The sequence below is a fragment of the Bacillus sp. FJAT-29814 genome (genome assembly GCF_001510715.1).
Lineage (GTDB): Bacteria > Bacillota > Bacilli > Bacillales > Cytobacillaceae > Neobacillus.
The window spans coordinates 110,911-136,144 of the sequence record NZ_LMTJ01000008.1 but is presented as its reverse complement, the minus strand read 5'-3'; the positions used below and the strand labels follow the sequence as shown (position 1 = coordinate 136,144).

The 25,234-nt window shown below is 39.7% G+C and carries 38 protein-coding genes; 10 read left to right on the top strand and 28 right to left on the bottom strand.

Going from position 1 to position 25,234, the window contains the following annotated elements:
- Positions 1-28 precede the first annotated feature (28 nt).
- The 20 genes from AR334_RS20790 to AR334_RS20705 form a co-directional block, all read right to left on the bottom strand.
- A complete protein-coding gene (locus tag AR334_RS20790; RefSeq protein WP_066316900.1) occupies positions 29-544 on the bottom strand; it encodes a DUF5651 domain-containing protein in 516 nt (171 codons plus the stop codon).
- Positions 541-1,023, bottom strand: a complete 483-nt coding sequence (locus tag AR334_RS20785; protein ID WP_066316897.1) for a hypothetical protein — start codon at positions 1,021-1,023, stop codon at positions 541-543. The genes AR334_RS20790 and AR334_RS20785 overlap by 4 nt, the downstream gene beginning before the upstream one ends.
- 16 nt (positions 1,024-1,039) lie before the next feature.
- Positions 1,040-2,434: a DNA cytosine methyltransferase gene (locus tag AR334_RS20780; protein ID WP_066316894.1), complete on the bottom strand. Its 1,395-nt coding sequence runs from the start codon at positions 2,432-2,434 to the stop codon at positions 1,040-1,042.
- 1 nt (position 2,435) lies between these two features.
- Positions 2,436-4,148, bottom strand: a complete 1,713-nt coding sequence (locus tag AR334_RS20775; RefSeq protein WP_066316887.1) for a DNA polymerase — start codon at positions 4,146-4,148, stop codon at positions 2,436-2,438.
- Positions 4,149-4,159: 11 nt separating this feature from the next.
- Entirely contained in the window at positions 4,160-4,681 is a 522-nt protein-coding gene (locus AR334_RS20770) for a dUTP diphosphatase (RefSeq protein WP_066316885.1), read from the bottom strand.
- A 53-nt stretch (positions 4,682-4,734) separates the two neighbouring features.
- Positions 4,735-5,223: a DUF669 domain-containing protein gene (locus AR334_RS20765; RefSeq protein WP_066316877.1), complete on the bottom strand. Its 489-nt coding sequence runs from the start codon at positions 5,221-5,223 to the stop codon at positions 4,735-4,737.
- Positions 5,223-5,534: an organic solvent tolerance protein OstA gene (locus AR334_RS20760; RefSeq protein ID WP_066316875.1), complete on the bottom strand. Its 312-nt coding sequence runs from the start codon at positions 5,532-5,534 to the stop codon at positions 5,223-5,225. The genes AR334_RS20765 and AR334_RS20760 overlap by 1 nt, the downstream gene beginning before the upstream one ends.
- 12 nt (positions 5,535-5,546) lie before the next feature.
- Positions 5,547-5,690, bottom strand: coding sequence for a hypothetical protein (locus AR334_RS29630; RefSeq protein WP_156431353.1), 144 nt, complete (start codon positions 5,688-5,690; stop codon positions 5,547-5,549).
- Positions 5,690-7,567, bottom strand: coding sequence for an AAA family ATPase (locus tag AR334_RS20755; protein ID WP_066316872.1), 1,878 nt, complete (start codon positions 7,565-7,567; stop codon positions 5,690-5,692). The genes AR334_RS29630 and AR334_RS20755 overlap by 1 nt, the downstream gene beginning before the upstream one ends.
- Positions 7,568-7,579: 12 nt before the next feature.
- A complete protein-coding gene (locus tag AR334_RS20750) occupies positions 7,580-7,804 on the bottom strand; it encodes a hypothetical protein (protein WP_066316870.1) in 225 nt (74 codons plus the stop codon).
- Complete coding sequence (locus tag AR334_RS20745; protein ID WP_066316863.1) at positions 7,801-8,082, bottom strand: nuclease; 282 nt, start codon at positions 8,080-8,082, stop codon at positions 7,801-7,803. The genes AR334_RS20750 and AR334_RS20745 overlap by 4 nt, the downstream gene beginning before the upstream one ends.
- A complete protein-coding gene (locus AR334_RS20740; RefSeq protein ID WP_066316859.1) occupies positions 8,075-8,314 on the bottom strand; it encodes an IDEAL domain-containing protein in 240 nt (79 codons plus the stop codon). Before AR334_RS20740 ends, AR334_RS20745 begins: the two co-directional genes overlap by 8 nt.
- Positions 8,315-8,326: 12 nt before the next feature.
- Complete coding sequence (locus AR334_RS20735) at positions 8,327-8,644, bottom strand: hypothetical protein (protein ID WP_066316852.1); 318 nt, start codon at positions 8,642-8,644, stop codon at positions 8,327-8,329.
- The gene (locus AR334_RS20730; RefSeq protein WP_066316849.1) at positions 8,641-8,922 is read right to left on the bottom strand and encodes a hypothetical protein; all 282 of its coding nucleotides are present in this window, start codon (positions 8,920-8,922) and stop codon (positions 8,641-8,643) included. The genes AR334_RS20735 and AR334_RS20730 overlap by 4 nt, the downstream gene beginning before the upstream one ends.
- Positions 8,923-9,330: a YopX family protein gene (locus AR334_RS20725; protein ID WP_066316848.1), complete on the bottom strand. Its 408-nt coding sequence runs from the start codon at positions 9,328-9,330 to the stop codon at positions 8,923-8,925.
- Positions 9,327-10,556: a DEAD/DEAH box helicase gene (locus AR334_RS20720; RefSeq protein ID WP_066318545.1), complete on the bottom strand. Its 1,230-nt coding sequence runs from the start codon at positions 10,554-10,556 to the stop codon at positions 9,327-9,329. The genes AR334_RS20725 and AR334_RS20720 overlap by 4 nt, the downstream gene beginning before the upstream one ends.
- Before the next feature lie 73 nt (positions 10,557-10,629).
- Positions 10,630-11,136 (bottom strand): hypothetical protein, encoded by a 507-nt coding sequence (locus AR334_RS20715; RefSeq protein WP_066316847.1) that lies wholly within the window; start codon positions 11,134-11,136, stop codon positions 10,630-10,632.
- 114 nt (positions 11,137-11,250) lie between these two features.
- Positions 11,251-11,556, bottom strand: a complete 306-nt coding sequence (locus AR334_RS20710) for a hypothetical protein (RefSeq protein WP_066316846.1) — start codon at positions 11,554-11,556, stop codon at positions 11,251-11,253.
- Between the two features lie 95 nt (positions 11,557-11,651).
- Positions 11,652-11,825: a hypothetical protein gene (locus AR334_RS29625; RefSeq protein ID WP_156431352.1), complete on the bottom strand. Its 174-nt coding sequence runs from the start codon at positions 11,823-11,825 to the stop codon at positions 11,652-11,654.
- A complete protein-coding gene (locus AR334_RS20705; protein ID WP_066316836.1) occupies positions 11,822-12,112 on the bottom strand; it encodes a helix-turn-helix transcriptional regulator in 291 nt (96 codons plus the stop codon). Before AR334_RS20705 ends, AR334_RS29625 begins: the two co-directional genes overlap by 4 nt.
- Before the next feature lie 163 nt (positions 12,113-12,275).
- Between AR334_RS20705 and AR334_RS20700 the strand changes: the two genes are divergently transcribed.
- From AR334_RS20700 to AR334_RS20685, 5 genes are all read left to right on the top strand, one after another.
- Entirely contained in the window at positions 12,276-12,977 is a 702-nt protein-coding gene (locus tag AR334_RS20700; RefSeq protein WP_156431351.1) for a LexA family transcriptional regulator, read from the top strand.
- 14 nt (positions 12,978-12,991) lie between these two features.
- Complete coding sequence (locus AR334_RS20695; protein ID WP_066316831.1) at positions 12,992-13,210, top strand: helix-turn-helix transcriptional regulator; 219 nt, start codon at positions 12,992-12,994, stop codon at positions 13,208-13,210.
- A 117-nt stretch (positions 13,211-13,327) separates the two neighbouring features.
- Positions 13,328-14,752 carry a recombinase family protein gene (locus AR334_RS20690; RefSeq protein ID WP_066316813.1) on the top strand — a complete coding sequence of 475 codons (1,425 nt, stop codon included), beginning with the start codon at positions 13,328-13,330 and terminating at the stop codon, positions 14,750-14,752.
- A 4-nt stretch (positions 14,753-14,756) separates the two neighbouring features.
- On the top strand, positions 14,757-14,912 hold the full coding sequence (locus tag AR334_RS29620; RefSeq protein WP_156431350.1) for a hypothetical protein: 156 nt from the start codon (positions 14,757-14,759) through the stop codon (positions 14,910-14,912).
- 115 nt (positions 14,913-15,027) lie between these two features.
- On the top strand, positions 15,028-16,194 hold the full coding sequence (locus tag AR334_RS20685; protein WP_066316811.1) for a M20 family metallopeptidase: 1,167 nt from the start codon (positions 15,028-15,030) through the stop codon (positions 16,192-16,194).
- Between the two features lie 20 nt (positions 16,195-16,214).
- On the opposite strand, the gene AR334_RS20680 is transcribed toward AR334_RS20685, so the two are convergent.
- The 3 genes from AR334_RS20680 to AR334_RS20670 form a co-directional block, all read right to left on the bottom strand.
- Complete coding sequence (locus tag AR334_RS20680; protein WP_066316807.1) at positions 16,215-16,937, bottom strand: EcsC family protein; 723 nt, start codon at positions 16,935-16,937, stop codon at positions 16,215-16,217.
- 97 nt (positions 16,938-17,034) lie between these two features.
- Positions 17,035-18,246: an ABC transporter permease gene (locus AR334_RS20675; RefSeq protein WP_066316804.1), complete on the bottom strand. Its 1,212-nt coding sequence runs from the start codon at positions 18,244-18,246 to the stop codon at positions 17,035-17,037.
- Positions 18,239-18,979, bottom strand: coding sequence for an ABC transporter ATP-binding protein (locus AR334_RS20670; protein ID WP_066316801.1), 741 nt, complete (start codon positions 18,977-18,979; stop codon positions 18,239-18,241). Before AR334_RS20670 ends, AR334_RS20675 begins: the two co-directional genes overlap by 8 nt.
- Before the next feature lie 692 nt (positions 18,980-19,671).
- Between AR334_RS20670 and AR334_RS20665 the strand changes: the two genes are divergently transcribed.
- Positions 19,672-20,094 (top strand): HIT family protein, encoded by a 423-nt coding sequence (locus tag AR334_RS20665; protein ID WP_066316798.1) that lies wholly within the window; start codon positions 19,672-19,674, stop codon positions 20,092-20,094.
- A 141-nt stretch (positions 20,095-20,235) separates the two neighbouring features.
- Positions 20,236-20,763, top strand: a complete 528-nt coding sequence (locus tag AR334_RS20660) for a tryptophan transporter (RefSeq protein WP_066316795.1) — start codon at positions 20,236-20,238, stop codon at positions 20,761-20,763.
- Positions 20,764-20,823: 60 nt separating this feature from the next.
- Here AR334_RS20660 and AR334_RS20655 read toward each other — a convergent pair whose 3' ends face one another.
- Positions 20,824-21,015: a hypothetical protein gene (locus AR334_RS20655; protein WP_066316791.1), complete on the bottom strand. Its 192-nt coding sequence runs from the start codon at positions 21,013-21,015 to the stop codon at positions 20,824-20,826.
- 289 nt (positions 21,016-21,304) lie between these two features.
- Here AR334_RS20655 and AR334_RS20650 point away from each other — a divergent pair, with 289 nt between their 5' ends.
- Complete coding sequence (locus AR334_RS20650) at positions 21,305-21,889, top strand: HTH-type transcriptional regulator Hpr (RefSeq protein WP_172799269.1); 585 nt, start codon at positions 21,305-21,307, stop codon at positions 21,887-21,889.
- A 5-nt stretch (positions 21,890-21,894) separates the two neighbouring features.
- On the opposite strand, the gene AR334_RS20645 is transcribed toward AR334_RS20650, so the two are convergent.
- The gene (locus AR334_RS20645; RefSeq protein WP_066316785.1) at positions 21,895-22,233 is read right to left on the bottom strand and encodes a DUF1878 family protein; all 339 of its coding nucleotides are present in this window, start codon (positions 22,231-22,233) and stop codon (positions 21,895-21,897) included.
- 220 nt (positions 22,234-22,453) lie between these two features.
- On the opposite strand from AR334_RS20645, the gene AR334_RS20640 reads away from it, so the two are divergent.
- Entirely contained in the window at positions 22,454-22,633 is a 180-nt protein-coding gene (locus AR334_RS20640) for a hypothetical protein (protein ID WP_066316782.1), read from the top strand.
- Positions 22,634-22,691: 58 nt separating this feature from the next.
- Here the strand turns inward: AR334_RS20640 and AR334_RS20635 are convergent, their stop codons facing one another.
- Positions 22,692-22,808, bottom strand: a complete 117-nt coding sequence (locus AR334_RS20635; RefSeq protein WP_253701331.1) for a YjcZ family sporulation protein — start codon at positions 22,806-22,808, stop codon at positions 22,692-22,694.
- Between the two features lie 265 nt (positions 22,809-23,073).
- Between AR334_RS20635 and AR334_RS20630 the strand changes: the two genes are divergently transcribed.
- Positions 23,074-23,940, top strand: coding sequence for a peptidylprolyl isomerase (locus AR334_RS20630; protein ID WP_066316777.1), 867 nt, complete (start codon positions 23,074-23,076; stop codon positions 23,938-23,940).
- A 40-nt stretch (positions 23,941-23,980) separates the two neighbouring features.
- On the opposite strand, the gene AR334_RS20625 is transcribed toward AR334_RS20630, so the two are convergent.
- Positions 23,981-24,172 (bottom strand): sporulation YhaL family protein, encoded by a 192-nt coding sequence (locus AR334_RS20625; protein ID WP_066316774.1) that lies wholly within the window; start codon positions 24,170-24,172, stop codon positions 23,981-23,983.
- 86 nt (positions 24,173-24,258) lie between these two features.
- Positions 24,259-25,203 carry a 3'-5' exoribonuclease YhaM gene (gene yhaM / locus AR334_RS20620; RefSeq protein ID WP_066316769.1) on the bottom strand — a complete coding sequence of 315 codons (945 nt, stop codon included), beginning with the start codon at positions 25,201-25,203 and terminating at the stop codon, positions 24,259-24,261.
- Positions 25,204-25,234: the final 31 nt, after the last annotated feature.

Genomic DNA, 25,234 nt, shown 5'->3' with positions numbered 1-25,234 from the left:
ATTTCACCTTCTTATTACCGATTCTGGTCTACTCCAACTTGTAAGCAAACCTACAAGTTGCACAATCAAAGCCACTCTCTGGCACGAAATTATCTTCAAATACCGTGTACAGCTCACACTCGTTCCAATCCTTTGTGCAGCCGTTACATTTAACGGCCATAATCTCCGAGCACCAGTCGTAAAACTGCTGCCGTGGAACAACCGCATTCTGAATTTTGTCTTTGATGTCCCGGTTCACCTTTTGAAGAGTGAAATCATCGACCAATTTAAAATCATATTTCATCAGTTTTTTGTTGATCTGTTCCTGCTCTTTCTTGCTGAGGCGGTTATAGACAGACATAATAAATTTACTTAAATACGTTTCTGCCATTTTCAAACTCTTATGTTCATCCTTGGTCATGTTGTCCCGTTTGGTCCATTCTTCCCGCATTGTCTGGAGTTTCGGACCGTCCATACCCTGATTTCGAATCCCAATCGCCATTTGCAAAACCGAGTTCATAACCAAAAACTGATTTTTCTCTAAGGAATTTAGATAGTCTCTCATTCGTCATCCTTCCTTTTTCTATTCTCAAAATACTGCTGCTTTAATTGTTCGATTTGCTCCATAGTCGGTTTGGGATTAATCTGTTGCATAAAATCAGCTAGTTTTTTCTTAAAGAGTTGATGATCTTCATCCACAAATATTGTTGATTGTTTACTTTCCAATTCTTCAATTCGGTTGTTAGCCTGGGCGAGCATCCCTTCCAGCTGCTCAATATCATCGATGTATCCATTTAGTTCATTTTCCAACTTTCTATTCTCCGCTTTTGCCCGTACAAGTTCCCCGGAAACCTGTAGAATTCTACGGATCAAATACTTTTGTAGATCGGCGGTTTCTTCTAAGGCCATGAGCTCCCAGTTATAATCCTTGTTATTAGCCTGGTCGATTGTGGTGCCGTACTTTTTAAAACCTTTTTCATCCTGTGAATCTATGATTTTGGTAAACTCATCTATAACTATTTGACTCGTTAAAGGTCTTTGCAAATCTATTACCCCCTTATTAATTGGCAACTGCCCTTTTATATCGGCTTTCATTTGAACAAAATTCCGGCAAATTCGCCCGGACAAGCGCATCCGGTAGCATTGGAGAAACAGAATTTCCGCAACGAGCCACTTGTTCCTTGACCGGATATGGATTGCCTTTGTCATCCCTATCGATGATGTAGTTATCAGGAAACCCTTGGCCCGGATACAGCTCCCACGGCTTTAACATCCTCATGCCGATATCGGTAATTTGATATTCCTGGCCATGTACAGTAACAAGCCCAAACCGATCTCTTGTTGTGATTGTATGGAGTGGTTCTTTTAAGTCTTGGCCGATGCTAGAACCGTAGTAAGCCATAAGGAATGCTCTAACCTCTCCTAAATGATTTCCGCCGGCCGTTATTGTATGCAAAGGTTCATCCATCCTGTGGCCAATGTTATTACCTCTGAATTTAATTAAATGGCTTGTTACCAATCCAAATCTGTTGCCACCAGCAGTGATTGTGTGAAGAGGTTCGTTTAACGACAATCCCCTTACTTCCCTTGAGCTGGTCTCAGTGTAGTAGCTTGTTAGAAACGCAGATACAAGTTTGCTATTGTCGTTTCCGGAATATTCGACAGGTGCTATAAACGGTTTTGGATTATCGATAACAAATTTTTTTAGGCCCAATGCAATCCGTCTCATGGTTTTCTCAACAAGAGGCTTTTTCCTTTCGAAAATGGAAGGACAAGGTAAAGACCAGTCAATTATTTCAGCCGATATCCGCCAAGGCTTTAACTTGCCCATTTTGACTGGCAGGCTTTCCGGTTCTCCGTGAGTAGGTTCCGGCCACGCTATCGGCCGGCCGTCACATCTTGCAATTAGGAAAAATCGCTTGCGAATGGTTGGTGCTCCGTAGTCGCATGCCTTAAGCTCTCGCCAGTCAACCACATAGCCAAGCTTTTCAAACGATTTTATAAATCTATTGAACGTGATTCCTTTTTTACTCTCTATAGGCTTTCCGTCTTTACCGACCGGCCCCCAGTCTTGGAACTCCTCCACGTTCTCCAACATAATGACCCGCGGACGGACCTTGGCAGCCCACCGAACCGCCACCCAAGCCAGTCCCCTTATGTTTTTATCAACTGGTTTACCGCCTTTTGCTTTTGAAAAATGTTTGCAGTCCGGAGAAAACCATGCCAATCCTACCTTGCGCCCTTTGACTGCTTTTATCGGGTCCACGTCCCAGACGCTTTCGCAGTAATGCTCCGTATCCGGATGGTTCGCCCGATGCATTGCTATTGCAGCCGGATCATGATTGATAGCGATATCCACCGATAAACCTGTCGCCATTTCAATTCCTGTGGAGGCGCCGCCCCCGCCCGCAAAATTGTCCACTATGATTTCTCGAAATAAATCAAGCTGCCGCATTTCATTCCCCTTTCCCTAAAAATGCATTTATCCGTTCGTTCGCCAAATCCAAATACCACCAGTAATCTAGCTTCCCGGGTATCGACATCCCGGTTACATCGTTGTTGATAATAAAGCAGCGTTCCGGTGTGTATGATATTTTGTTCGCGCTACCGTCCTTTACTTTAACTAACTCTTTGTCGTTTTTATCAATTGATGCGAAAACCCGGAACACTCTTTCCTTCATTCGCTTCGTTCCATACCTGGCATAGTCATATTTACCAGAAACCTTCACTATCTTTTGGAACTTCCTTAACTCCGTGCATTCGAATATTGTTTCCTCAGGGTCAATGCCTTTGAGGAAAAAATCTACAATCGCCTGATTAACAATCGGCAAGTCATAGTCCAAGTTGTCCAGCTTTTTAACGTAAGCCCCTTTGGATTTCCATCTTGGTTTTCCTTTTTCATCGTATAAATCTCCGAAAGGAACAAGGATGTAATTATTCACATCTTTTTGAATAACTTTGTGGAAGGACTCAAATTCAAGTTCCATTCGTGTCCGTTGCTCCCACTCATAACAAATGTCGTCAATAAGCGCATAATCTTCCTCACGATAGAGCTTAATTAATATACCGTCGGTGTTAGCCTGGATAACCTGGCAGTATGGTTCAAGCATCTCTATTAAATCCACCATCAAGGTCATGCCGCCAATAACGATATTGTTAAATTGTCTTGGATCATAGAGTTCATTGAACTTGTCCTTCGTAGCGCCGAATGCCCCATTAATAACAATTTTCAGTGGCTTTTCCCGCTTGTCTTTTACTGACTTATACTTTAATCGGGTGTCTCGAATCTGCCTAAATTTTTCAGGGTTCTTAACGTTTCTAGATAAATAATCATACTCAATCATCATGGCAGGATAATAGCTGGCCACGTCGATATTAATAAAATGTCCGGTGTCGTAATAATTTCGTCTGGCACCGTGTAAACCGCCCCAGGCAAAGACGGTTGGGACTCCGGCTATATTCATTTCTAAAAACTTGTTATAGTCTCGATTCTCCCAATAAAACTCAAGTACTTCGTTGTATTTATAGACCCGTAATGTTGGCGGGAATGAAATATCAAACTCGTCATTTCTAGGCGTCTGTGGTTGTTTTGCTTCCAGGATAACTGCACCCAATTGAGCTTTTGTTTTCGAGATGTGTTTTAGTGGAAGGTTAAACATTTTCAGCAGTTCCATTTGAGATTGAAACTCTTCAATTTTCTCCATAAAAATGTGCATGGTTTCATGAACATCGTGGCGACAATACTTAATAACTTCTTCAATTTCTGCCTCCGTGAGTGGACGATCGATTGTAAAATCTACCGTTGACTCACGGATATCATGTCCAAGAAAACCTTCCAGCTGCTTAAGGGATTTGTTTTTATCAGTCATTACGTCATAGTTGTAAAACTGGATTTTCCAAAAATCCTTATAAAACTTCCAACCTGGTTGACGCTTAGTGATGATCCAGTGATTTATTTTTTGTGGGGTAAACCCACAAATGATAGCTTTCATAATGTACTGGTCATAGTGTCGGCTATTATACCCAACCCAGATATCCTTCTTATGTTGGTTGTAGAAATCGATTAATGCTTGGGTATTGTTTACAAAGACCTGCTCCGACTTAGTATCCGTGTCAGTGATTACAACCAGCCAATCATATTCAAATACCTCAAAGTCATAGAAGAGCATTTTCAATCACCTTAATATCCAACTTTTTGGCGATGATGATTAATCTTGTTCTTAGCAATATATGCCTCTTCAATTTCTTCCCAGGTAAATTCAAGCATTTCCCCTAAACCGAAGAACAACTCCAATATCCTGCCGTAGTATCTGATCCCAGGTGTAAAATAGAATTGGCAAACGGCATCATAAAGCAAAATAAATTGCCTAACTATGTTATCTGTTTTTCGAGGGATGACTACTTCAATTTGGTCATAGCCTCTTTGCAATCCTAAATCGAGTAGCATATGCAAACTATCAGCATATTCCTCGAGCAAGGGATTGTAAAAATCAGCATCGTCAAGGTCCATGTAAGGTGCCCTAGCCCTCCTGGTTCGCGGCTGCTGATCCGTGCTCCAAAATTTCCAAGTCCGTTGTTCATTGGCACATTCACCGAGTTCAACAAGTAGACCTAAAATTGATTTATGAAAACGGTCAGGCTTATCATATTTAATGCGATTTCTTAGTGCCTTTTGGGTCTCAAATAATTTAGTAAGATTCATTGATTATCCCTCCTTAAAACAAAAGGGAAGGTCGGAACCTCCCCTTTATTCAATTATTCAACTTCGAAAACTTCCTCGATATCTAACGTGGTGTATCCCTTTTTATCAGTGCCCTTTACAATCAGGTACTCAAATTGCCCGTCAATGTCCTCGTGGATGTCGAGAACTAGATCGGCATAATCTTTAAATCCGGTAAATTTGACATCTTCCTTCTTGCAATCCCAAAGGGCCCGAAGCATTTCATTATTGCGGTGTACTTGGAATCCAAAAGCACTATCATTTTGCGGCTGCATAACACCGTTATAGAAAATACGCTGCTTTTCATATTCGCCGGCCACGACTTTAAATTGAATTTTTAGCATTGGGTCCCCTTTTTTCGATTGCCCCAATTCCATCTTTTCTACTTCCACTTCATATGAACCATCGGGAAGTTCCTCGAAATTACCGCCACCATTTTTTTCAACTTCTTCAACATCGGATTGAAGAGACTCTAAATCTACCTGCTTATCAAACTTGGACCAATCAAACTTATTTTCTGCCATTATTCTTCATCCTCCTCATCTTGATTTACAGAAACGGTACCATCTTGGTTAACTGAGTATTCGAGCTGCCCCTTAGGTGGTTCTTCAACTGGTGCAGGTTTCTTAGCCGGTTTAGATTCCATAAATTCTTTTGGTGTGTCATAGCTGAATGCCAGGTCAACCAAGAAATATGTGCCTAATTTATTGTGCTTTTCACTAATTTTAAAGGATGTTAGGTAGACATCATCCTTCGCTTCTTCAACGATTGATTCAGCTTCTTCACGGGTGTCAGCATAATGCTGCTCTTTTACATTGAGTTCTTTAACTGCCATTGCATTCATCTCCTATATTTTTAAAATAACTTCGATTTCACAACATACCTTAAGAATCTTTTCATCAATTTTTGTTTCCATTTTAGAAGACAAGTCATGTCTTCTAATGTTATCCAGTTGATTCAGATAATTTAATAACTGCTCAAGTCTATCCATTAATCCCGGCTCCTTCTAGTTCTACGGGTACGCGCCGGCTGTTCCTCTTTATCTTCCGCTTTATCTTCCGCTTTATCTTCCCCTGGAGGCGTGTCATCGCCCTCTACAGCTTTACGCTCCCGGCGTTTACGCTCACGCGGCTTTTCTTCTTCGGCTGGAGCTTCTTCTTCGGTTTTCCGTGATCTGCGCTCGCGTTTTGGCTTTTCATCCTCTACCGGCTGTTTTTCATCAGCCACTTCTTCAGATTCCTTATTATCTTCTCGGCGGCGTCTGGATCTTTCAGGTTTAGATGGGGAATCCGATTCCTCAGTGCTTCCACCATCTGGAACAGATTTGGGTTGGTCCTCCTTAACCCTTCCGGTACGCTTGTCCTTTTTCTTGGTGGTTTTCCCTTCCTGGGCAGCTTTTAACTCTTCGATAAAGGCGTCCATTTCTAATGGAATAGTTTCGACTTGGAAATCAAAGCGACCGCCACCAAATACGTTTTGCTTCTTGGCCAGCTGCAGGAATCTTTCATCATCGGAATTTACGAAAGCGCGTAATGTTAAATCCACGGTACCGGTAAGGAAATTCGCCACCTTATCATTAATGTTTGGCTTGAATGTGGTCCGCTTAGAACCGCCTTTGAGAGTGATTTCTTCAACTTTTTCTTTGCTGACATATCCAATTTGATAGCCTAGTGCTTTTAGCCGTTTCATGGCATTATTAAACTCAGTAGTTACCTTTGACCAGCCTTTTCCATAAGATCCGTCAGACTCGTGCTCCCATCCATTCTTGTCAAAGACGTAAACCCGGCAGTGTTCATAAATGTCTTCGACCAAATCGAGCGCAACAGCTTCGAAATCATTTTCTTCGGTTTCTAAATCAGAAATCGTTTCAAGGAATACTTCCCATGCTAATTTGCGAGTTGTGACACGGCCAGATTTTGTGACAATATCCTTAATCGATATTACCGGTGCTGTGGTATTATCGGTATTACCATCAGTGTTGAGGAATAGGACATTGGGAATTTGGTCAACAAACGTTGATTTCCCTACATATGAATCAGCGTAAATCCAAAAGTCCGGCTTAGTGTCAATCTTGCGCTCACGGCGCTCATTTTTCGGTAGTGCCATTAAAATCTCTCCTTTTTCGTTATAAATAGCTTCCAAATAATTAGGTGCAAAGCGTGGGTTGCAGCTGAAACATTTTCCACTCGTATTTTTAGGAAAATCCTTTGCCGCTTCAATCTTTCGAATGGCGTTTTTGAAATAGACTGTTTCCATTTCATCGAATGTGATAGGCACTAATTTAACCTCTGACTCGGTTACTGCTTTGACCAGGCGTTTCCGGTAATGGAATAGATCCTCGTTGTCCTCTTGCTTTAAAGAGGTCTTTGGAACAAACAAGTAAGCCAATCGTTTTACTTCAAATCCATCCTGCTCCAGATAATCTTTGTAGATATGCAGCTGACCGGACTCTAAATAATTCTTAACGTTGTTGGAATACTTGAAATCCATCACCATACATGACCCGTCTGGAGCTTTCAGGATTAAATCGACAAATCCAAGATAATTAGGAAAATCTAGTTTGTACTCATGGATAAACTCGAAATCAGCGAAATTCTTAAACAAGTATTCTTTAACTTTCGGAATCAAGATTTCCAGCTTCATAGCTTCATGGATGATTGCATCCGTTAAAACCGGGAAGGAATTGTAATACTCATTCAAGGCTATTTCTACATCATGCTCAATCCCTGTATGAAGGGCATGTCCAATAATTAACGGATTGTCGGCATCATACTTAGGTAATTCTGTCAGCTGATCAATGTAACGCAGCTTGAAATGATACGGGCAATCATTGAATAATGACACCCGGCTGTAGCTGTACTGGGTCAATGATTTCACCTCCTAGTAGCAAAACTGTTCATTACTAATGGTTTGTTGAGAACCCCATTCCTCCTGGAAATTAGCAAAATCTCTAATATGATTCTTGATATATTCCTCTAAAAATATTGCAAATCGTTTGGAAGAAATCCCATGGTGGCTATAGATTACGAATGATTTATACTCGCCTGTTTTGCTGATATAATTTACTTGATTGATATAGAAAGCATTTTTGCGTTTATCAATCATTCAAACCACCTTTCTTTCCAGGCTTCAAAATCCTTTGGCCTTAAAATATAAGCCTCACCGCCCGAATCCTTTATTTTCTGGATGTTATGTAGTTGAAGCTTGGTAGGTTGTCCAACATCCGTTTTTAATTCAATTCCATGAAAAGTGCCATCGATGCAGGCCAGTATGTCCGGTATGCCCTGCTTGGTGTACTGACTGCCGGCCCAATACTTTAGGTGCCAAACACCATGTTGCTTAAGAAAATCCATGACTTTTTTTTGAAAGGCTGATTCACGCATGTATTAACTCACCTGTCAGCTTCATAAACGATTCTTTGTCACCTGCATCGAGAGCTTTATTAATTAGATTCATGCGGTTAAAATGTTCAATTTCTTTCATCACCTGGTCAGCCTCAGCAGAAAGACGTTCATCTGATTCTTTGAGTATCTTTTCAACTTTTGAGTGGGCAGATGCCAACATGGCAGCATGCAGTAAAGCCGCGAATAAATCATCCTTTTTGCCGGAATTCATCCTAATATCACCTCACTTCACTTTGAACATCACATAGGCTTTTTTATTGCTTACCTTCGGATAATCTTCCAGTAGCTCACCGTATAAAGCCGGCTCTTTTTCTTGTAGCTTTTTAAGGTCAATTGATGTTGAAGAACTAGCCGCAACCCGGGTAATTTTCAAAAATTCGTTATCAATGGATTTGATTTCGTGCTGATCCATGGCCGATTCTAATTCAGCTTTCAAGTTCTTTTGTTGCTCGGTAAGCTGCTTGATTTGTTTTTCAGCCGCTGCAATACCTGCCATTACCGCTAAATACTTATTTTCAAACTGAACCACTTCATTACTCATTTGGAATCCCCCTTTTTATCTCTTGCTTCAGCTAATCTCTCAGCTGCGGCTTGTTTTTGTTCATCAGACATAATACGTTCAGCCCTCATAGCAACCTGTTTTTCGGTGAGAACACCTTTGACACATATCGGTTTACCATCTTCCTCTTCTATGGTGATTAATTCTGTAATTTTAGAGAGTTTTCGAATGTGTTTTGGAACATTGGAGTAAACGTTCCATGTACCATTAACCGTGTCGAAAACCAAACAAGTTTCTTGCTCTTCACGGGAATATGCCATTTAGTTGTCACCTGCCAATAACTCAGGGTTTTCATAAATGTTGCCGACAACATACAAGTTATTACAAACTTCAGTGTCAAATTCTGCAAAATCATAATCATCTTTTTTTGGATCATCATTTACATTTTTCAAAAAGAACATTGCGTAATTGTCATCCCAAGCGACAATGTAAAATTCATTGTTTACAATGTCATACAAAATATCACTCTCGAATATTTCGATTCCTTCCGGGAATTCTTCACAAACTGCACTATCTTTTAAGCCTGTGAATTGCATTAATTCAATTTCATCGAAAAGCCGCCAAGCAGATTTTATATTTATCATTCTGTTTTCAAAATTAATTTCGTGTACTGGAATCATTTCTTTTAGATTCTTTTCCCAAGCACGAAACTTAATCTCTCTGCTCACTCTATCTCCTCCTTCTCAAATAAGGCATCGGTGTAATCTTTGCGTTCTTTCAGGACCTCTAGCATGCGCCATTCAATGGTTCCAACCGTCAGCAGATAATAATAGAAGCATGGTCTATCTTGGCCGATTCGGTGTGTCCGCTTTTTAGATTGCTCGAACAGTTCACTCTTATCGGTCAGGGTGAAATACACTATCTTATTGGATTTCTGTAGATTCAGCCCCATTGCCCCGGCCTGGTACTGGATAAGCGTGACTGAGTTTTCATGCTTCTCATAAGCCGTTAGGTCTTTCAAATCACCGTTAATTGTCGATATGGGTCTATCAATCATGTCCACCAATGCTGCATACTCTTTTTTGAAGTTGTAGAAAATAATGATGCGGTCATTGGTGCTGTCGATTAGATCCTTCACATACTGAAGCTTGTTGTCGTTGTAAACCCCCGCCAGCTGACGCAAGTACAGTTTCTTACTGGTGGCCGTATCGCCAATTAACTCTTCGCCGTTCACCTCAACAATGCTATGCTGTTTAAATTCCTTGTACTGCTTGGTAGTCGGAATCTTAACTGTCACATCATTGACTGCCGGTAAATTGAAAACCTCTTCCGTTTTCATAAACACCGCACCATACTGCTTTAATTTGGCTTTCAACCTGTCAACGTTTTTGTAGCCAGTGATTTTATATTGCTGATTCCGGTCGTCCCATTCCTGGACAACAAATTGTTTTAAGAAAAGTTGTTTACTTATCTTCCAGCCCAATAGATGCAGCTGGGACCATAATTCCTCGTACTTCCCGCCTGTTGGTGTCCCAGATAGCAGAATTACGTTATCTGCTCTCAATTTCATAATGAATTTAGTACGATTTGACGATTCATTTTTAATCATGGATGATTCATCCAACATGAGAGTGAAGTGTTTTAATTTCAATAATTCAGGGCGTCTCCAAACCTTGTCGTAGTTGATGATTAAAATAGACTCAGGTGGTATTTTTTCAATTGGCTGTTGGTCAAATATGATGACCTGGTACTCTGGATAGAATAGTTCAAAGTGTTCTTTCCAATCACCGATTTTTGACTTTTGACAGATTACCAAGTTATAAAGTTCATTGAGCTCCCACAATTTCTCGCTACCAACAAAAGTCTTCCCGAGGCCCATGTCCAAATAGTAGGCAACGCGATTTTTGTCGTACGTTTCATTTAGTGCTATTTCCTGATGTTGGAATAATTTAATGATTCTCACCCCGTTTCGTGCTATAGTGAGAGTGAAATATGTTTTGCTTTAGATCCGTGTTGGCGCACGGGTCTTATTTTTTTCTTATGGATCGTCTCGGCCACTTTTCCGGTTCTACCTGGCGACGTTCTTTGATGTAGTTATTCAGTGTAGACTCATTGATTTTTAAAGCTTTTGCAATGTAGCTTAACGATTCACCAGCTAGAAACAATTTGTGGAGGTAATCTGTGTCCACTCCGTCTATGATTCTGTTACTTTGTTTCCTCCTAGTTTCTAAGCTGTTTTCTTTCGCTTTTGAATATTGCATTTCAGAAACATTAACAAGGCTTGTACCACTTGGCTTATCTGTCGGAACAATCGGATGTTTTTTGACATAGTCTGACCGCTGTTCATCCGTCATCTTCCAGGTGTGGACTCTTCCGGCCGGCAGAATTATAGTCATTTCTCCGGGACCAACATCACGGATATCTTCATTGCCGCAATTTGGGCAACATATTTCTGACTGATCTTCAAATGCCTGCTCCACCGCGAATGAAAGAACGCAATCTTGGCATTCATAAACGTGATATAACTGCTTCATTTTTTTACTTCCTCCTTGCAGCATATAGCGCCATTAGTTTTTGCTGAATCGTCATGGCTAACCACTTCTTATTTGAAATCCGCATTTTGTATCACCTCCTTTAAATAATCATAATTAGCAATTGATTCCTTTAATTTGGATGTTTAAAAGATTGAGGACATTTTCAATTACTGGACCACGTTCAATGTTTTTAAGATAGTAATCGTAAACCATTTCCTCTGGACCCTTCTCTATTTCATAGCCAACATACAAAGCGATATTAATTTCTTTTAAACCAAGGTCATTCAACGCCTGACATTTACCTTCCCACAATCCACTAGTAGCATGATATTGACTTACACTTTCCTTATCTCCATTTACACCCTCCAAAGCACTTTCCAACGCGAGAGCTTCTTCTTTCGACAACATGACCTTTTCCATTTTGATTGTCCACCTCTATGAATCATTTAAATTTTTATTCCTAAAATCGTTCACCAAATTTTGCAAAGTAATTAAAAAGAGAAAGCCTGGTCAGGCTATTTTTGAAAAATTGTTACTTTCCCCATCGTTAATGATGTGAACTTAATTTGTTTACCGTATTTTCTTGACAAAATACTTTCAAAAATTGGTTTTAATTTAAGCAGTTTTTCTTCGGTCATCTCAATTCTCATGCTGATCACCTCTTGATAAAGCATATGCTGGTTAGTCATGTGGACGGCTCTACAAGTTCGATATTTTTTAACATCTCAATTCGCTTCTCAATCTCCTTTCGTACTAGTACGATTTTTTCGTACTTTGGACCAAAAAAAATCTCCTCATAAGTTACATTGAACAAGTACATGTATTTTTTGATTAAATCATCTGGAAGATTGCTAGAGTCCTGTTCATATAACCAGAGGGTTTTGGGTGATACATGCATTATTTCTTTCGCAAATTGTGCCTGACTGTAACCAGTACGTTCTCGTAGTTCACTGATCGTCCACTGCTTATTTATCAATGTTATCTCCTCCTTATGTTTTCAATGATAGTACCAATTTTATGTAATTTCAATACTAAAATACGATATTTTCATACAATTTTAGCACTTTACGAATTTTTCGTAATGTGTTATTGTTTATTTGTAATAAAAATTTCACAAAAATTTTAAGGTGGTGATAGTGATGGATAAACAAAAGCATGTCATCGCAAGTAATATCAAAAAACTTCTTGAAGAAAACAATATGACCCAATCCGAACTAGCAAACAGAATTGGAATTGCTAAGAGTACCATGAGTGATTACATGAATTATAGAGCTATGCCTAGTCCAGGGGTACTCGAAAAAATGGCCATAGTATTTGGCGTGACTAAAGCAGATATCGATACTACTTACAAGGATACAGTTGTTCAAATTATTAATGAAAAATTAGAATATGTAACCAAAAGAAAGGGGGCCGAGCTAGTAGCCGAATTTTTATCTTCACAAAATAAAAAAATTCCTGTTATAGGAAAAATAGCAGCTGGACAGCCGATAGAAGCAATTGAAGATATTGTGGATGAGATTATTCCACCTTATGAAGTTGGAAATATAAACGAGATATTTGGACTAGTTGTTCACGGCGACAGTATGAATAGGATAGTTCCTAGCGGGAATTATGCGATATTGAGAAAGCAATCTGAAGTTGAAAATGGAGAAATAGCTGCGGTAATTGTAAATGGGAATTATGCAACACTGAAAAAAGTATATAGATTTACAGACCTAATTGTTTTAGAACCTTTCTCGTATGACACCAGTTATACAGATCAACAATATTCTAACGAAAACTGCGATGATATAAAAATTATAGGCAAATTTTTATATAGTGTGAGTCCAATGATTCAATAATAGGCGGTGACAAAGTGTATGACGTCGGCAGATGCCGGCTGAATGAAATCTTAGGGAATAAAAAAATGACACAAGTAGAATTAGCAGAAAAACTGGGTATGAAAAAGCAACAAATTAACGCTTATGCAACTAATGAAACTGTAATGTCATTAAAAACTGCCAAGAATATCGCTCATCAACTTAATATTCATATAGATGATTTATATGATTTCATTTGGTCGGAAAAACAGTGAGTTTATCTCACTGGGACCGACAGTCAAGTACTTACTTTACTCCTTTGAATATTCTACGTTCTCCCTTCATACATAATTCCCATAACTTATTAAATTACACAAATAGAGGTGATACAATTGAGAGCTGTTGACTACGGGAGAGTTTCTACCGATGAACAAGCAAAAGAGGGGTATAGCATACCTACACAAAAGGAAAAAAATACAAATTTTATAAAATCTCAAGGGTGGGATCATGTAGATAGTTATATAGATGATGGGTACAGTGCAAAAAATCTTAACCGACCAAATATGCAAAAGTTAATTGAAGATGTTAAGCTGAAGAAATTTGATGTTGTCGTTTTTTATAAACTAGATCGGTTAGTACGGTCTGTCAGTGATTTAGATGCATTATTAAAGATTTTTGATAAACACAATATAGCAATAAGATCCGTTACAGAACCATTTGATACTACAACCGCCATTGGTCGTTTTCTAATCACTCTGGTCGCTGCCATCGCCCAGTGGGAGCGAGAGACAATTTCGGAACGGGTTAGTGTAAACATGGAAAAGAAAGTGAAAATGGGACTATGGCCAGGTGGTATGGCTCCATATGGCTATAAGGTCGTAGATAAGGAGCTTGCGATTAATTCAGACGAAGACATTGTTGTAAAAAAGATTTTTATCATGCTAAGGACATTGGGATTTTATACGGTAGCAAAAAAGCTTACTGAATTAGGGTATAAGACCACGAATGGCGGAGAATGGCATGTGGACACAGTTAGAGGTATTGCAAATAATCCCGTCTATGCTGGTTATTTAACTCATAACACAAATTCTAAAGACTCTAAGAAACCGCCTGGTGAGCAAAAGCTATACGAAGGAATCCAACCAAGAATTATTCCCAGAGAAGAATTTTGGGAGTTACAGGATATTTTGGGTAAAAGAAGAGGAACTGGAGGTAAGCGCGAAACAAGTAATTATTATTTTTCGTCGATTTTAAAGTGTGCTCGATGTGGACACTCAATGTCTGGTCACAAAAGTGCCGGAAAAAAAACCTATAGATGCTCTGGGAAAAAAGCAGGTAAAAATTGTACCAGTCATATTATTCTTGAAGATAATTTAGTAAAAACGGTTTTCAGTATATTTGATGAGCTCGTTGGCGATATTGTTGGGTCCACAGATGTTTCAGATGTTTCAAATGATAAAATTAAGGAAATGGAAAATGAATTAAAATCAATTGAAAAACTTTTAAAGAAAAAGAAAACCATGTACGAAAATGACATTATAGATATTGATGAACTCATTGAAGAATCCGAAAAACTTCGAGAGAGAGAAAAAGAGATTATTCGTGAATTAAAAACTATAAGACAAACCAATAAACAGGATGATAAAGACATAAAATTTTTAAGCGAAAATATTGAGTCTCTTTGGATTAATGCAAATGACTATGAGCGCAAACAGATGCTTACAACAATTTTTTCTCAAATTGTTATAGATACAAAAGAGGGTTACAGAAGAGGCACAGGGATACCAAGAGAAATCGTTATAGTATCAGTAAAATAAAAACATGTCTTTCATCGGCGGCGGTACCCTTATTCCATGGGCATTAATACCGGCTGCCGCCATTTGTAATGTCGACCCATTCGAGCTGGCACGCAGAAATCTGGTTCCGGTTGTCATCGGGTTGGTTGTCACGACAATTGTGGCGATGTTTTTAATATAAAAATGTGAACCGGGGCTGAACTAATTTTCAGCCTCGTGTTGTTTTATTCCCCAACTCACTATAAAAATGTTAAAATAGTTTGAAAATAACCACAATCAAAAGGGGGCTTTTACATATGCTAAACCGTCTGTTTGCCAAATTGGAAGGCTATTATAAGGAAATGGTCGCCATCCGCCGCTACCTGCATCAGCATCCTGAGCTTTCTTTTCAGGAAAAAGAAACGGCAAAATTCATTCAGTCATTCTATGAAAAACTTGATATTGAAGTAAAAGGCAATGTCGGCGGGAATGGTGTTGTTGCACGGGTGCATGGGAAAAAGCCCGGAAAAACAGTTGCCCTAAGGGCGGACTTCGATGCCCTCCCAATTCAGGACGAAAAAGACGTCCCCTATAAATCCACTGTTCCTGGCGTCATGCACGCCTGCGGACATGATGGTCATACGGCCACCCTCTTAATCCTCGCCAAGGCCATAAATGAACTAAAGGATGAACTCAAGGGAACCTATATCTTTATCCACCAACACGCGGAGGAATATGCGCCGGGCGGTGCCAAATCAATGATTGAAGCCGGCTGCTTGGACGGTGTGGACGTCATTTTTGGCACACATTTATGGGCTGGAGAGCCAACAGGGAAAATCCAGTATCGAAATGGCCCAATCATGGCTGCGGCCGATCGCTTTGAAATCGAAATCCAGGGGAAGGGCGGACATGGCGCTCAGCCTCATAAAACCAAGGATGCGATTGTCACGGCTTCGCAGCTTGTCCTAAACCTTCAGCAAATCGTCAGCCGCAAGGTTAACCCGGTAGAATCAGCAGTCGTAACCGTTGCTTCCTTCACAGCTGAAAATGCCTTCAATGTCATTGCTGACAAAGCAAAGCTTGTTGGCACTGTTCGAACTTTTAATGAAGAAATCAGGACGTTTATTGAGAACGAAATGGAACGGATCACACATGGAACTTGCTATCTATCAGACAGCACATACAAATACAACTATTACCGTGGCTACCCGGCAGTGGTGAACCATGCAAATGAAACGGAATTCCTGATTTACTGCGCGAAGGATGTGCCGGAGGTCAATATTATAGAAAAATCAGAGCCACAAATGGGCGGGGAAGATTTCGCTTATTATTTGGAAAAGGTACCGGGAACCTTCTTTTTTACAGGCGCCAAACCACTAAACAGTGAAGGCTACCCGCATCACCATCCAAAATTTGATATTGATGAGCGTGGAATGCTGATAGCGGCCAAAACACTTGGAACAGCCGCAATCAAGGTCCATTAGCTAAAAAACGTGCCCCTGACTTAAAGTTCAGGGGCTTTTTGCAGTATGCGCAACCGGTATGCATTCATTGCCGTCTCACCCAAATTTTTCAGGAGATTGTTATTGGCATAGGCACCCACAAATGCCCCAATACCCGGCACCAGCTGTAGCATTTTAACAAAATCAATATAATCTCGGTACTCCTGCTGAAATTTGCGCCAGTCCATTTCTGCTAAAACCTGCTTTCGGCTCTCCCAATTTTCAATTTCGACCAATGTGTTCCGGCGGATCTCATCACTGGAAAAAGCAAGCTGAAATACATGCAGCATAAATAGACGCTCCTCGTATTGTTTGGTATCAAAGCCATAGATAGCCGCGGCATCAAACAAAAACTTCATTTTTATCGTCAAAAGCAATGGAAAGTCAGCAAGTCCGAGCAAAATTCCACCGGCCCCCGTCCCCGCCCCTTCCACCATTGCAGTTTTCTGATAAGTGGAGATTTTCTTTCGCACTAGCTCGTCTTTTTCCTCAAGTGTCAAACCCTCTGCTTGATTTCTATTCGTAGTCATTTGCGAGCCAAATAACGTAGCTTTTACCATGGATTTAATACTTTCGGTCATAATCTCGTGGACTTTTTCCGGTATCACTTCATTGACCTTTGCCTGCGCTTTTTTAGATAGCCTATTCATCATTCCCGATCTTTTTGTGATACGCCGCTTCCATTCCTGAACCTCATCGTATACTTTTAACTCATATTCGTTCACACTGCCCACCCCTTACAACAATTGTATTCTTTTTTACGAAGGGATTGCTCACAAAGTTTCAAAAAAGCGGAAGGGACAACTGGCCCTTCCACTTCGTTTAAGCTTTTATACGCTTCTTGCTGTAAAAATAAACGAAAACATAGCTAAACAATAGACCAGCTAGCAGCTCAAACAACGCTAGGACAACTTCACCTTTGATGCCAATAACTGTTGCAAAAATTATCGTTTCAATTGACATAATCACCATTAACAAAAACCGAAAGTCCTTTTGTTTTGATGCTTCAGCAACTGGATACAGGTCAACCCAGAGTTTGTTTTGATGATGCTTCCACAACGGCAGTAATTGAAAGCCTGTTAAATATAGAAATAAAACGCCTAGCAAAATTTGACCCAATCCAAATGAAATAAAATAAATCCCCAATACGCCAATCACGGCCAATCGAATAAACAAACCGAGATAGTCGGACGCTCTTAAAAAAGTACGTGTAAACAAATACAAATAAGTTTTTTCCTGCGTGAATGGAATACTTTTAACAAAGACATCCAGCCATTTTCTTCGCTTAACAGAATCCTTTAGTTTTGGCACGTCGGTAAACAAGTTCGCAAGCCGATAAAACGATGCCATCCGTTTTTCTTCCTGGTCAATTAACAAGTCCCATTTTAATCCCATTTTCCTGGTCCGGCTGTAAAAGTACCAAAAATAAAAGGCCATCAGGAAACCAATTACCATTAGAATTGGCCAGCTCGCTTGTTCTAATAATAAATAGGCAAATGTTACATTCATAAAATAACGGACAGCCATGTCCGATCTTCTAACAGATGGCTGAACATAATAATCCATCTGCCAGCTTGCCGCCAAATTCCATGATTTGACTGCCAACAGGACTAATAAGAACGGAAAAAACAAGCTGAATCCTGTATTGCTTACTTTGGCATACATTGGCATAAAGACTGCCAAAACCATTAAAAGTATGTAACCTTGAAATACAAAACTTACGACTCCTGACCGCCAAAAATACCCTTTTAGTCTGTCCTCCAGCGGAATGATAAACACTTTGTCCGCTTCAAACAAAAAGTTGTATACAGGACTATAAGTCAGGAATAAACCAACAAAAACGGCAATAATAAGCTCCGCAGGGAAATCTGCAGGAAGAGTTTGGACCCATTGTTGATAATAAAAAGCTCCAGTACCTATTAGAAATAACAACACAATGACAAGGTGACCGTTGAATATGTAGCGTAGGTATCGCCCCAAATCCTTCATCCGGGCGCTCGCACGGTCCCTCCATAACTTCTTGTCATCAAACATAATTTTCTTCCTTTGTTAATTGAATATAGATGTCGTCAAGGGATGCAGACGGCATCGAAAATTGCTCCCTTAATTGTTCTAAGGTCCCCTGAGCCCGAATTTTGCCTTCATGTAAAATCACGAACCGGTCGCAATATTTTTCAGCGGTGGCAAGAATATGGGTCGACATTAAAATCCCCGCTCCCGCATCCTTCATTTTTTTCATCAAATCAAGCAATGACTGTATCCCCAACGGATCGAGGCCGACAAACGGCTCATCAACAATATAAAGCGATGGCTGCACCAAAAACGCGCACATAATCATCACCTTTTGTTTCATCCCTTTGGAAAAATGGGCCGGGAACCAGTTTAAGCGTTTTTCCATTCTGAATTCTGACAACAGCGGAGTCACCCGCTGCTTATACTCCGTCTCGGTTAACCCATAGGCCATCGCAGCCAAACGCAAATGCTCCTCAAGCGTCAATTCCTCATATAAAATTGGCGTTTCCGGAACAAAGCTAAACATGCGGCGATAGGCCTCTTTATTTTCAGTGAATGTTTTTCCTTTTATTTTTATCACACCCTGGTGCGGTTCCATCAATCCGATAATGTGCTTGATGGACGTACTTTTTCCCGCCCCATTCAAACCGATTAAACCAACCAATTCTTTTTCCTTCACTTCAAAGGAAATATCTTTTAACACAGGATTCCTCGTATAACCTCCGACAAGGTTATCGATTGTTAATAAAGCCATTGACAACGCCCTTCCGTAGCATGGTATTTTCTCTATTTTATCAAATAGGCTGAGCTACTAAAAACTTTAACAGCAATTTTTTGAGTTTATTTTTGTATATAACCTATGTGGGTGGGCATCATAATTTTCGAAGGGGAGTTCTCCTGATGAAGAGATTCATCACACAATTGAAATGAGGTGTCTACAAAAGACAATGTCCGTTTCAAACCAGAGAGCTTCTAAAAATCGTTTCAAATAAGGGGATGGTTGTAATGTACAATGTGCAAAGTAACCATTTGGAGTTCAAATAACACCATAGTTTATGGACAATAAACTGTAAATGAGGTGTTTATCGCAGACTATGTCCGTTTTTAAAGGTGAGGATAACCAATAAAAACACTTAGGGGATGGTCAGCTTGAACAAAGATGATTCTTTATAACAACACTCTAATGCCAAATGAGGTGTTTATCAAAGAACACTCCTGATGAACGTAAAAATTGAAGCAGTTTCCCCTTCGAGAAGGCGGGATTCCATGCGAATCCTGCCTTTTTCTTTTTCTGTCCTTGTATGGTAAAATATACAAATAAATGAAAACTCGCCGACTGGCGAGTCCGTTAGGACGAAGACAGAGGCTTAGTTGAATTTATGCGTTCAGAATTTATGAATATAAATTCTGATTAGCCAAAACGAAGAAAGGTTGTGGCAAGAGCAAATGAGTAATTGTATTTTTTGTAAGATCGTTAATGGCGAAATTCCATCAGCCAAGGTATTTGAAAATGAACATGTTTTAGCATTTCTCGACATTAGTCAGGTAACCAAAGGACATACGCTGGTGATCCCGAAAGTACATAAAGAAAACATCTATGAATTGACACCTGAAATCGCAAGAAATCTTTATGAAGTCGTTCCGGCAATCGCAAATGCGTTAAAAACGGAATTTGAACCAGTAGGTTTAAATACGATTAATAATAATGGGGAAAAAGCCGGACAATCAGTTTTCCATTTCCACCTCCATTTAATCCCGCGCTATGGAACAGGTGACGGATTTGGGGCAGTTTGGAAAAATAATCAAAGCGACTACACGCCAGAAATGCTCCGGGATATTGCCTCCACCATTTCCAAGCACCTTTCATAAAATAAGGTGCTAATTGTCTGAAAATTATATCTTTATTTATAGGATACTATTATGTTATAATGTTTGTAAATTCTTCGCTGCAGGCAACGAGTGCACTACAGGAGGAATAAATAGCTTAGAAAAGCAGAGGAGAGATGAGAAATGAATACGAAAAAACTGACTATCTTAGCACTATTAGCGGGAATTGGAGTAGTCCTCCATGCGGTAATGCCGGCTTTCCCGATCAAGCCAGATATGATGCTGGCGATGATGTTTTTGGGAATTATTCTAATTCCTGAAATCAAAAGTGTCATCCTGCTATCGATTGTTACCGGTGTATTAACTGCATTAACCACCGGGTTCCCTGGCGGCCAAATTCCAAATATCATTGATAAGCCTATCACTGCATTGGTCTTTTTCGGTTTGTTTTTGGCACTCAAAAAGTACCGAACTAACATTGTGAGTGTTGGCGTATTGACTGCGATTGGCACACTCGTTTCTGGTACGGTGTTTTTAGGTTCTGCCTACTTAATCGTTGGCTTACCTGGCCCGTTTGCTGCTCTGTTTGGAGTTGCAGTTTTACCGGCTACCGCCATCAATACAGTAGTAATGGTTATTTTGTATCCAATTGCTCAATCCATTTTTAAAAGAACAAACTTATCGTCATCAAATGCCGTCATTCAAAAATAATGACCGGATGATCAGACAAAGAAAAGAACCCATCCGGGTTCTTTTCTTAAATTTACTATTCTATTGAAAGAAAGAAAAAAGGAACCCTATCAATAAACAGACCCCACCACCTGCAGCCAAAGTTCCAGCCCGTTTTTTTAACATCTGCTTCGGTGGATAAACACCAGGTCTTTGCAAGTCCATAAAATATTTACCGGCACCCAAAAACGAAATGGCACATAAAATAAAAAAGATCACAGCAGCACTCTTCATTTTGTTGTCCCCCTGATAGGATTCAATATTTTGAATGATGTTGTAACTAATTATATGTTTTATCGTCCATTCCTATGAGACGGATGGGCTAAACTATTTGAGGAAATCTTTTTATCTATTATTTTTCTAAAAAGTTGCCATTTTCTAGCAGGAATAATGAAAATAAAACCGAATTATATTAAAAATTAAAATATAAGTATTACAATTTCTAAAATTTTGTGAATTTTTTCTTTATTAATTTTTATTTTATTGGCATAATGATAGTAGAGTAATAATAAAGTAGGTGAAAATGGGGATGACAGAGAAAGAATATTCAATGAAGGAAGCGATGCTTTTTAGTCAAAGAATTGCGCAACTTAGTAAAGCGTTATGGAAATCAATTGAGAAAGACTGGCAGCAATGGATTAAACCGTATGATTTAAATATTAATGAACACCATATTCTTTGGATTGCCTATCATTTAAATGGTGCTTCGATCTCTGATGTTGCAAAATTTGGGGTAATGCACGTCTCAACCGCTTTTAATTTTTCAAAAAAGTTAGAAGAGAGAGGTTTGTTGAAGTTTTCAAAAAAAGAAAATGATAAGCGCAATACTTACATCCAGTTGACTAAGGAAGGCGAGGACCTTCTCCTAAAATCAATGGAAACCTATCATCCGGATGGAAATGCTGCATTCACTGGCGCATTGCCGTTAAGGGCCTTGTATGGCAAGTTTCCGGATATTATTGAAATAATGGCCATTATTCGCAACATTTATGGCGATGATTTCATGGAAATTTTCGAGCGTTCCTTCCATAATATTGAAACCAAATTTATCGAAGAAAATGGCAGGCTTAAAAAAGCGGAAACCACTGAAGAACATGAACTGGCCTAAACTTGTTAAATGTATTTGGCGAACTCCATAAACATGGGCCTGTATAAATCTTGATCCAAGCAGGCCTTTACAACCTTACTTGCATCCAGACTTACCGGCATGGAAAATAATAGCTCTTCGAAAAGCGGATGAAAGTTCACATATCCTTCCGCTTTTTGTTCTGCCATTTTTTTGCTCAATTTATCACATAAAGAATAAAAATTGGTGATTTCAGTTTCGGTAATCCCGGACTCGATCACTAATCGATAAAATGAAAGCTTAGGGTTATCGACCAGCTCCAATAACAACTTTTGATGATATTGGAGTAAATCCACCCTTGCTTTTAGCCGTTCATATTCCTGCATATTGTAATCCTCATTCCACTGTAAATCTTTATATATTTATTATTCACCCATTTCCGGCAAGGGTAAACCTTTTGTCTGGAATAGCAAAAAATTAAGAATCGAGATGCTCGCGCAAAAAAATAATCTGCCATTCTTCCAATCTATATCACTATCTTTTTGAGGCAATTTTTGATATTGTAAAGAGAAAAGCGCATTATTAACCATAAGGAGGGAATCAGTGATGATCTCCATTTTTATTGTCTTGGCCGTTTTTATCTTGTTTTATGTCAATAAAATGACGAGCACCCTTTGCATCCAAAAAGAAATACCTGAAGACCGTCAACACAAAGTTTTTCGGACTATTAACGTACTGGTCACCATCCTGCTGGTTTCTTCGTATGTGGAAATCCTGTATACATAGTAGAGCTTGCAAAAAAACAAGCGATGAGTATATTCTCATCGCTTTTCCTATTGCCTCATTACCAAATCCAAGCGGCCCCAACGATAACCAATAGGATGAAAAGAACTACGATTAACGCAAAGCCTGCTCCGTAACCAGCTCCTCCTGACATGCTTTTTACCTCCTTTATTGTCATAACGCATAAATTCAACCAGCTTCATGAACCGTCCTAACGGAATCGTCCACACCTAGTTTTCATTTATTGCTACGATATACTATTCATACGATATACATTTCGACTAGGCCATTACCCCATTTTTCGGGAAAAGTCTACTCAAGATATTGGGTATATTTCAGTTTACAAAAAAATGAATTTATTTTTTGCAGCCGTTCCCATTTATGTTATAGTAGAGGATGTGGACAAAAGCCCAAAAGAATTTACTGTTTAGGAGAGAAAAATCATGAAAAAATGGATTTTAGCCCTCACATTAGCCGGTGGGGTTCTTGGATTAAGCGCATGTAATGGTGCAAGTTCTGAAAAAGTCGCAGAGACTAAAGCAGGTGATGTTAGCCAAGAAGAGCTTTATAATGTCATGAAGGATAAATTCGGGGAGCAAGCACTGCAACAGCTCGTTTATGAAAAGGTCCTGTCCAAAAAATATAAAGTGACAGACAAGGAATTGGACGAAAAGATGCAACAATTGAAAAAAGATCTCGGTGCGAACTTTGAAATGACGCTTCAGCAATACGGCTATAAGAGTGAAGAAGACTTGAAGAAAACGATGAAGCTTGGAATGCTTCAAGAAAAAGCCGCCATGGAGAATATTAAAGTAACTGATAAAGAATTAAAAGACTACTTCGAAAATACCTATAAAAAACAGATCAAAGCCCGACACATACTGGTTGAAGATGAAGCAAAAGCAAATGAAGTGAAAGCAAAGCTGGATGCCGGGGAAAAGTTTGAAGACGTAAGCAATACTTACTCTACGGACCAAGCTGCAAAAGCTGCTGGTGGAGACCTTGGATGGTTTGGCCCTGATGCGCAAATGGATGAGGACTTTCTAAAAGCTGCATTTGCATTGAAAGCAAATGAAATTAGCGCACCAGTGAAAAGCCAATTTGGATACCATATTATTGAAGTCACTGAAACAAGAGAAAATGCTTCTTTTGATAAAGTAAAAAAAGATCTTGAAAAAGAATTGAAATCCTCACAACTAACAAGTGAGAAAATCAATGAAATCATGCAAAAGGAATTGAAAGATGCAGATGTAAAAATTAAGGACAAAGACTTGAAAGACGCCCTTAATCTTGGAACAGCTGCCCAATAATAAGAAGAGCGGAAGCGCGCGGGCGCTTCCGCTCTTCTATTTATTCTGTTGCACTTTGACTATGTCCCTTTCGTGCTTCCTTTTCCCGCTCCAGGCGCTTCATGTAAATTTCGCCCTCGCGCTCGATATCCTCCATTTCTAATTCACGCTCTTCTCTTCCTGTCTTGATGGCCATTAACGCACTGATGATAATACCAACCACTACTGCATAAACCCAAATAGGAATAGTCAATTTCGCTTGCTCCCTTCAAAGTGGTTGTCCACTTTTTTACTACATAATTATGCTTACTTGCAAAAAAAAATAACCCGAGACTCGGGTTATTTGTGAAAAACAGGTTTATAAAATGAACGATTATCCAAAGCGAAAACGCGCTCGGTAAATTCTCCAGGCTTGACCCTTTCCAAGGCACGATCGAGCATGTTCATTTTTGCATCAAGATTGTCTATATAATGAAGGATTTCCGCTTCTTTCACAAGCGGCGGTTTTGGGCTGCCCCATTCGGCTTTTCCATGATGGCTAAGGACCAAATGCTGAAGGATTAATACTTCTTCTCCGTTAATTCCCAGCTCTTCGGCTGCTTTGCCAATTTCAGTAATCATGATGGTGATATGACCGAGCAAGTTGCCCTCTAGCGTATAGACCGTTGAAATCGGGCCGGACAGCTCCATAACCTTACCCATATCGTGCAAAATGACCCCCGCATACAGCAGGTCCCGGTCAAGGCTCGGATAAAGATCGGCAATTGCCTTGGCTAGATCAAGCATGCTGACAACATGATAGGCTAGGCCCGAAACAAATTCATGATGATTTTTAGTAGCAGCCGGAAATTCAAGAAATGCCTTTTGGTGTTTTTTGATTAAATGACGGGTAATCCGCTGGATGTTCGGATTTTTCATATCAAAAATATATTGGGTTAGCTTGCTGACCATTTGATCCTGGCTTAATGGCGCAGTCTCAAGGAAATCCTCCAGCTTTACATTATCCGCAGGATTGGTCTTGCGAATCTGGCGAATTTTCAATTGGCTTTTGCCACGGTAATTCTGGACATCCCCAAGAATTTTTACAATCGATTGCGGAGCATAATTTTTTTCATCCTCTTCATTTGCATCCCAAAGCTTTGCCTCAATTTCACCGCTTTGGTCCTGTAGGATTAAGGTCAAAAACGGCTTCCCGTTACTGGCAATCCCTTTTGTTGAATTTTTTATTAATAGGAATAATTCTACCTGATCCCCGACTTCATAATGCAAAATTCCTTTTGCCAACCACTCCACGCTCCTTCCCTCTAGCTAGAGT